We start from the raw sequence: 8,270 nt of genomic DNA, 5'->3' as shown, positions 1-8,270 counted from the left end.
ATAGAAAACTTATTTTCCAGAGGATATATTAAATTTTAGCATTGTATCCCTATATGAAGCCTTCATTTTCAATTTTTATTTGTACTCTTACTTTTGTTCTTATGTTAAAGACGGCTTTAACATAAATTTTGTTAATTGTTAATAATTTAAGAATAAAAATTATATAAGTATAGTAATCTTCAAATACAGCCATACTAAAGTTACACAAGTGAGTTCATATTTAAAAACACATGAAAATTAAACCAATCTTTAGCAAACATAATTTAGTTATAAAATTATCAAAGAATTTCCCCTATAATTATTATTGACAACGATTAATTAAAAGTGATAAAATTATAAGTTTTATTTTGACATAAATGTATTTTGGGCGTATAATATAAGATGAAAGAAGGTGTTTACCATGCAAAGAAGGGATATACTGACTTCAATTAAGAAAGATATTGAACGTCATGTTGGCGAGAAGGTAACATTAAAAGCTAATGGTGGCAGAAGGAAAATACTAATAAATGATGGAATTTTAGAAAAAACTTATGATAGTATTTTTGTCATCAGATTGGAGAACGGATCTCAGAGGACTGTTACATACAGTTATTCGGATGTACTAACAAAGACTGTTCAATTAGTATTTGCTGGATAAGGTTTAGACATAAATAAAGAAAAACGATACATGTTTTATGTATCGTTTTTCTTTTTTTTATGTTAATTAGATTAGATTTTAAATTATATTCATTATTGTATATTTGCTACATATTTAAGTAGCCATCTTATTTTAGTATATGTTAATATAAACAAATTGAAATTTATATCTAAATAAAAAATGAAAGATGGGGTATCCATCTTTCAGCTATGGTATAAAAGGGTATTGAGAATTTATGAGAGGTTATATGGTCAATAACCATCTTTATAATAAAACAAATATCGACAAATGTCAACAAAAATAATAAAAAAAATTAAAAAAAATATTTAAATTATCGTAATATGACGAAAATGAGAGTTTATTGTTTTGCATTTCAGTCATATTTTTATTGAGAGAAATATATAAATTATTAGTAGGTATTTATAGGAGGGATTAAGTTATGGATTTGAATCTAGTTAAAGACAATATAGACTATGAACAATCGTTAGGTGAAAAATCTCAAGATATAGTTATAAAAGAAGAATACGTAGTACCAGATACTCTTCCAGATGTAACTGAAATATTGATGCTTGATGCAACGCCGTTAGTTACTAGTAGAGAAGTAATGAATGGAAAAGTAGTAGTAGAAGGTCAAATTCAGTTTAATGTTTTATATATGGCTAGGGAAGATGAGAATACTGAAGCTCATGCAATTACTTATAATACTAAATTTAATACTAATCTTGATGCTCCAGATGCAACAGGCGATATGCTCTGTGAAGCAAAGGCAGATATGGAACATATTCATTGCATAATAGTTAATGAGAGAAAAATTTGTATTCAAGGTGTTATGAATGTTGAATGTGAAGTTATTAAAAAGAACAGTTTTGAAATAGTTAAGCATGTTGATAGCAATAACGACATTCAATTCTTAAAAAATCCTATGATAGTAGATAAGGTTGTAGGACAATTTCACGGGGAAATTATAGGTAGAACTGACTTTAAGATAGATATGGATAAGCCTGAGATAGGCAGAATAATTAAATGCTTTATTACACTAGGTAAAAAAGATATTAGACTCTATGATGGTGGAATTCATATAGAGGGTGTTGCTAACGTTCAAGTACTATATAAAGCTAAAAATTCTAGAGAACTTATATGTGTAAGTGAAAATGTGCTATTAACAAAGGAACTAGACGTAGAAAAAATATCACAAAGAATGGAACATAATACAGATTTTTTAATTCATCCAATTGAATGTGAAGTTAAAGAAGATGATATGGGAGAGAATAGAATATTAGAAGTAGAATTTTTGGTTAAGACTACTACTAATGTTATGAGTAAGGATGAAGTTGAAATGATAGAAGATGCTTATTCCCCAAGTCAAATAATTAGAATGGAAAAGCAAGATTTTGACATGAACGTAGTCCAAGGAAATATTGGAAATGAAACACTAGTTAAAGGTGATATTGAGCTAGATAACGAGATGCCTAGACCAAATAAGATTATAATGGCTACAGGTACTGTTAATATTACTGATAAAAAAATTATGGAAGATAAAGTAGCTTTAGATGGAGTACTTAAGGTAGATGTATTATATTCCACTAGTGATGAGAAAGATTATGTAGCTTCTGTAAGTGATGAGATACCATTTACTACAAGTACTGATGTAAATGGTGCTAAGATAGACATGAATGCTATATGCAAAATGTGTCTTGAGATGTTAGAGGCTAGTATTGAGGCAGGCAATATTTGTGTAAGAGCAATAGTTAGAAGTTACTGTAAGGTATTATATACAGTTAAGAAAAAATTCTTGATAGAGATGATGCCTATAGAAGGTGAAATGCCTAAAAAGAAAGCTAGTATAACTATTTATGTAGTTCAACCAGGAGATACCTTGTGGCAAATAGCTAAAAAGTATTGCACCACTAAGGAAGAGATTATGAAGGTTAATGAATTACAAGAAGAGAATGATATTAAACCTATGGATAAATTGATTATCCCAGGTAGAGCAGTAATGTAAAATAAAGCCACAAGGATAATTCCTTGTGGCTTTACCAATTGAGAATTGACTATGGACAATTGACAATTAAGGATGAAATTATTTTTAGAAAAAATAATTTCTTCGAATTTATCTTTGACTAGCAATATAATTGCTAGTTTTTTTTGATGAACACTGTTCACCACTATAAATTTAGTGAGTGAATTGATATGAATACTACATTTTGATTATTATTAGATTCTAGCATAGTAAAATAGTTAAATACTGTTTTAAATACATATTTACTGGATAGAATTGTATGCTTAAAACTTAATAGTTCTTTAAAAAAAGCTTATATATCTGTTATAATTGTTATACTATACTAATGAGAAATATTTTTATGGTGGTGAATTAGATGAAGATTAAAGCTTATGGAAAGATAAATATATCCTTAGATATAGTAGGGAAAAGAGACGATGGATATCATTTATTAAAAATGATAATGCAGAATATAGATATATATGATGAATTGGAGTTTGAAAAGTGTGATGATGGAATACATATTAAATGTAATAAGCATTTTCTTCCTGTAGATAGCAACAACTTAGTTTATAAATCAGCAGAGTTATTTAAAGATACATATAGAATTTCTGAGGGAGTTAAAATAAATATTACTAAAAATATACCTGTAGCTGCTGGGATGGCAGGGGGAAGTGCTGACGCTGCAGCAACTTTAAAAGCTATGAGGGATTTATACAAAAATGATGTAAGCAATGAGGAGCTTATGGAGTTAGGGCTTAAAATAGGTGCTGATGTACCATACTGCATTTTAGGTGGCACTGCACTATGTGAAGGTATAGGAGAAGTTATAACTCCATTAAAGTCTTTCAATAATCATATACTAGTTGTAGTTAAGCCTAACTTTGGAGTTTCTACTAAGGAAGTTTATAAAGCTTTAGATATAAAAAAAATATTTAAGCATCCTAATACAGAAGGATTAATTTCTGCCATGGAAAATGATGATATAGAATTTGTGAGTAACAATATGAAAAACTTACTTGAAAATGTTACGATAAAAAAATATCCTTTTTTAAAGCATATAAAAGAAGAGATGGTAAAATTAGGGGCATTAGGATCAATGATGAGCGGAAGTGGTCCTACGGTATTTGGTTTTTTTGATGATATGTTAAAAGCTCAAAGATGTTTTGAAAAGCTAAAAATTAAATATAAGGAATGCTTTATAACAAGAACTATATAAAAACGTGGATAATATCCACGTTTTTATTTTATAGTGATTTTATTTAAGATACCTAGAGATTAATTTAAGACTATCTTTGAAAATATGAATTTTTAAGTTCATGTTTTTTTATTTCTAATTTTGAGAGCTTATATAGTTCAGAAAAAGTATATTTTTTTCCTTTACTGTAGACAATAAGGTTACATAAAAATGCAAAAGTGAGGGTGTTTTATGAAGATATTGGAAAATTTTGATATATATATATTAATTTTATGTATTTTAAATGGTGGCATTGTAGCATTCGTTGATACAGACTATTTTAAAAATAATAATGAGATGAAAGCTTATAAAGAGGCAAAATATATAGGAATTGGTCTTATGGTTTTTGCAGTGTCTGTATACTTAATAAGAATGCTTTATAAGTTATAAATTAAAAAATAGTGAAAGGAAGAACAAGGCATGAAAGAAGTTATAAATGATACCATATATACCAGTGCAAAAGAAAATATTGAGTATGTTAAAAATTTATTCGGAAATGCAACAGATGTTGTTTATAGGGAATTTGATATAGGTGATAAATACAAAGCTGCTATTGTTTATATAGATGGAATGTCAGAAAAAAATCTTCTTAATGAATATCTTATGGGACCACTTATGACTGGAGATATAAAAGTTCAATCTCCAAGTGAAATAAAAGATAAACTGATTACCATTTCTGATATAAAAGAAATTGATAAACTTAGTGATGGATTAGATATAGTCTTATCTGGAGACACCATTTTATTTATAGATGGGCTGAATGTTTGTTATTCTATAGCAAATAGAGCATTGCCTAATAGGGGTATAGGAGAGCCTTCAGGAGAGACAGTAATTAGAGGTTCAAGGGAAGGTTTCATTGAAACTTTAAGATTTAACACTGCATTAGTTAGAAGAAGAATAAAAGATACAAGGCTTAGAATCGAATCTTCTGAGATTGGTGTAAGATCAAAAACAGGTGTTGCAATAATGTATATAGATGACATAGTAAATAAAGAAGTACTGGAAGAACTCAAAGGGAGATTAGATAAGATAAATTTAGATGCTATTTTAGACAGTGGATATATAGAACAATATGTTGAGGATAATAGTTTTACTCCGTTTCCACAGGTGCAAAGTACTGAAAGACCAGATGTGGTAGCGGCAGCTTTATACGAAGGTAGAATTGCCTTAATAGTAGATGGTTCTCCTTTTGCATTGATAGTTCCAGCAGTACTAGCCACATTTTTGCAATCTCCCGATGACTATTATAATAGATGGCTTAATGGATCTGGTGTTAGAATTATAAGATTAATTGCTATAATAATTTCATTGATTATGCCAGCAATGTATGTGGCAGCTACATCTTTTCATACTTCGATAATACCCACTAAGCTTGCTTATGCTATAGCAGCTTCAAGAGAGGGAGTTCCTTTCCCATCTTATATTGAAGTAATATTTATGGAGCTAGCCTTAGCTCTTTTGATTCAAGCAATTATAAAGTTGCCTAAACCTGTAGGCTCTACAATAGGGGTAGTTGGAGGGCTAATAATGGGGCAATCTGCTGTAAGTGCAGGGCTTATAAGCCCTATAATGGTTATAGTTGTAGGAATAACAGCCACTACCACATTTTTAATACCAAACTATTATTTAACTAGTGCCTTTGCTTGCTTTAGAATATTATTTACTATATTATCTGCCATATTGGGTCTGTACGGAATTATGGTTGGAATAATACTCCTTTTAATACATCTAACAAGAATAGAAAGTTTTGGAATACCGTATTTATCACCAGCAGTAAATCTTGTTACTAGGGATATAAAAGACTTATATGTTAGACTTCCTTTTATAAAATTTAAACAAAGACCAGAATTTATGAAGCCTCAAGATAAAATAAGGCAAAAATAAATTACTAAGGTTGGAGGAGTAAAAATGAAGAACAATGATTTTATAAGAGAACATGGATTATTTACCAGTTTAATAGTTTCAATGATAGGAATAGGGGTATTTTATGGGCCATCTTCTCTTGCTAAGATTGTAGGCCGCGATGGTTGGATTTCAGCTTTAATTATGGGAGTAGTATTATTTTTACTTCTTTATATGATTAATCATCTTATGAAACTTAATGACTATAAAGATATTGTAACAATTTTAAATAATACTTATGGAAGAGTATTAGGAAATATAATATCCCTAGCGTATGCAATTGTAATGATCTATATATTATCTATTTCACTTAGGGCTTTTGCTGATGCTATAAATATGTACTTACTTCAAAAGACACCAAGGGGATTTATAATAGCAATTATGATTTTCTTAGGGGTTTATTTGGTAAGAGGTGGACTTAGCAATATAGTACATTTTAATGAAATTACATTTTGGATTATGATTATTCCAACTGTTTTCATATTACTACTTAATATTCCAAACTCAAAGTTCACTATGTTACTTCCAATGCTAAAGGAGAGGCCTATATCATATGTAAAGGGAGCTTTGGATATACTTTTTTTAGTTAATGGTTTTTGCATAGCATTTGTATTGCTGCCTCATGTTAAAAGAAAAGAAAGTATAACTAAAATATTTAGAAGTAGTAGTATTTTTATAGCGTTATTTTATGCTATAACCTTTATATTCGTAATTTCCACTCTATCTGCTGAACAAACAGCAGAAAGGGTATTTCCTACAATAACTATGCTTAAATCCATAAATACAAGGAGCGGAATATTAGAACGTTGGGATGGATTAGTTATGGCATTATGGATATTATTCTATTTTACTAATTTTTGCAATACATATTATTTTTCTTCTTATATAGTAAAGAAAGCCTTAAATTTGGAGCATATAAGAATTTCATCTATACTATTCATACCTGTTATTTATATAGCTGCATTATATCCTGAGAACATAATAGGAATACGTAGTGGAGATATTAGTATGCCTAAAATGATTTTTATAATATCTATAATTGTGGTTATTATTATATCTTATTTAATAAGTTTACTTAAAAAGAAAAGGAGCATAGAAAATGAGAGTTAAAAAATTTTTCATAATTTTTATAATGTGCTTACTTTTAACAGGTTGTTGGGATAATGTTGAGATAGATAGAAAGGCTTTTGTATCAACTATTGCAATAGATATAGGCGAAGATATTAATAAAGTAAAAGAGCTAAAGCATATAGGGTCAGAAGAAGCTTTTTCAGAAAAGCCATTATCAATTATTGAAGTTACTTATGGATTTCCTGATATAAGAAATCTAAACCCGCAAAAAGGAACTGCAGAGGAGATAGCTATAACTGCGAGTGGTTACTCTATGACAGATACTTATTTTAAAGCTATTGCTCAAAGCAGTAGGTCGTTACATTTTGGACATACGAAATTATTAGTTATAAGTGATAGATTATTTAGCTATCCAGAAGTGTTAAAAGAAGTATTTGATTATGTGGAAAGAGATGCTACTTTAAATAGATCAATGATGATAGTCATTGTAAAAGATATGGCTAAAGATTATGTTTCTTATAAACCCACAATGGAAGAAAATATAGAATCTTATATCTCAGGCATTATGAGTAATAATAGTAAGTATGGAGCAATTATTCCTGTTACTTTACATAATTATTTAGAGGATGTAAAAAAGCAAGATAGTATGATACCTTATATTGTACTAGAAGAAGAAAAAAAACCAGAAGGAGAAAGAAAGAAAAAAGAAAAAGAGAAAGAAAAAGAAGATATGATGCAAGAGAAGAAAAAGAAAAGTACAAATGAAGAAGAGTTAGAAGCCAAACAAGATTTGTCACTTTCAGGAATGGCTATAATTAGAAATTTTGGCATAATTGGATATGTTAATGATGTTGAAACTCAAGATATTCAAATACTTAGGGGCAAGTTAGGGGCAGGAAAAAGAGTTGTATATAGAGATGGACGTCCAATTGACTATTATATAGATGAAAATGTAAGTAAAGTTAAGGTTGATTATAAAGATGGAAAATTGTTTGTAAATTATAATATAACAAATGAAGGAACTATTAAGGGATATTACAAAGGGGCTAAAGTCTCAAATGAAAAAGATATTAATGAGATTAAAGAAGATTTAAATGTGGCGATGAAAAAAGAATTAGAGAAAGTAGCAGCAAATCTTCAGAAAGATATAAAAGCTGATTCGCTAGAAATTAGAGAACATATTAAGAGATATAAACCTGGATTATGGTCAGAGATAAAAGATAAGTGGAATATCTTATACGAAAATGCTGAGATAACTGTAGATGTAAATAATAAGATAATGAATGTAGGAGTTGTAGATTAATAATTGATTGTTAAAAATAACTAGTTTATATGCTTTGTAAAATGTTATGTCATAATTTTATACTAATAGCTTGACTGTTGTGAAAGTATAAAGTTTATTTAGGCATAAAACACTCATCGCA

Annotated in this window: 7 protein-coding genes; all 7 read left to right on the top strand. The window is 28.9% G+C overall.

All coding sequences use genetic code 11. The annotated features are described in order from the left end of the window. Positions 1-400 precede the first annotated feature (400 nt). The 7 genes from B2W91_RS18295 to B2W91_RS18265 all read left to right on the top strand — a co-directional run bounded on the left by B2W91_RS18295 (position 401) and on the right by B2W91_RS18265 (position 8,149). Positions 401-637 carry a Veg family protein gene (locus B2W91_RS18295; RefSeq protein WP_291583532.1) on the top strand — a complete coding sequence of 79 codons (237 nt, stop codon included), beginning with the start codon at positions 401-403 and terminating at the stop codon, positions 635-637. 439 nt (positions 638-1,076) lie between these two features. Then, positions 1,077-2,639 carry a DUF3794 and LysM peptidoglycan-binding domain-containing protein gene (locus tag B2W91_RS18290; RefSeq protein WP_291583530.1) on the top strand — a complete coding sequence of 521 codons (1,563 nt, stop codon included), beginning with the start codon at positions 1,077-1,079 and terminating at the stop codon, positions 2,637-2,639. A 373-nt stretch (positions 2,640-3,012) separates the two neighbouring features. Further along, positions 3,013-3,855: a 4-(cytidine 5'-diphospho)-2-C-methyl-D-erythritol kinase gene (ispE, locus tag B2W91_RS18285; RefSeq protein ID WP_291583528.1), complete on the top strand. Its 843-nt coding sequence runs from the start codon at positions 3,013-3,015 to the stop codon at positions 3,853-3,855. Positions 3,856-4,065: 210 nt separating this feature from the next. After that, on the top strand, positions 4,066-4,263 hold the full coding sequence (locus tag B2W91_RS18280; RefSeq protein ID WP_291583526.1) for a CLC_0170 family protein: 198 nt from the start codon (positions 4,066-4,068) through the stop codon (positions 4,261-4,263). Positions 4,264-4,293: 30 nt separating this feature from the next. Beyond that, positions 4,294-5,757, top strand: coding sequence for a spore germination protein (locus B2W91_RS18275; protein WP_291583524.1), 1,464 nt, complete (start codon positions 4,294-4,296; stop codon positions 5,755-5,757). A gap of 24 nt (positions 5,758-5,781) precedes the next feature. Further along, complete coding sequence (locus B2W91_RS18270; protein WP_291583522.1) at positions 5,782-6,885, top strand: GerAB/ArcD/ProY family transporter; 1,104 nt, start codon at positions 5,782-5,784, stop codon at positions 6,883-6,885. Then, positions 6,875-8,149 carry a Ger(x)C family spore germination protein gene (locus B2W91_RS18265; RefSeq protein WP_291583520.1) on the top strand — a complete coding sequence of 425 codons (1,275 nt, stop codon included), beginning with the start codon at positions 6,875-6,877 and terminating at the stop codon, positions 8,147-8,149. Before B2W91_RS18270 ends, B2W91_RS18265 begins: the two co-directional genes overlap by 11 nt. Positions 8,150-8,270 lie beyond the last annotated feature (121 nt).

The sequence above is a fragment of the Clostridium sp. UBA6640 genome (assembly GCF_002455975.1).
Classification (GTDB): domain Bacteria; phylum Bacillota; class Clostridia; order Clostridiales; family Clostridiaceae; genus Clostridium_J.
Note: the sequence above shows the minus strand (reverse complement) of the source record. Positions and strands in the feature narration are given on the sequence as shown.

Bases quoted from the DNA above. Each gene is read 5' to 3' on its own strand.
- B2W91_RS18295 (WP_291583532.1), top strand. From the start codon at position 401: ATGCAAAGAAGGGATATACTGACTTCAATTAAGAAAGATATTGAACGT.
- B2W91_RS18290 (WP_291583530.1), top strand. From the start codon at position 1,077: ATGGATTTGAATCTAGTTAAAGACAATATAGACTATGAACAATCGTTA.
- ispE (WP_291583528.1), top strand. From the start codon at position 3,013: ATGAAGATTAAAGCTTATGGAAAGATAAATATATCCTTAGATATAGTA.
- B2W91_RS18280 (WP_291583526.1), top strand. From the start codon at position 4,066: ATGAAGATATTGGAAAATTTTGATATATATATATTAATTTTATGTATT.
- B2W91_RS18275 (WP_291583524.1), top strand. From the start codon at position 4,294: ATGAAAGAAGTTATAAATGATACCATATATACCAGTGCAAAAGAAAAT.
- B2W91_RS18270 (WP_291583522.1), top strand. From the start codon at position 5,782: ATGAAGAACAATGATTTTATAAGAGAACATGGATTATTTACCAGTTTA.
- B2W91_RS18265 (WP_291583520.1), top strand. From the start codon at position 6,875: ATGAGAGTTAAAAAATTTTTCATAATTTTTATAATGTGCTTACTTTTA.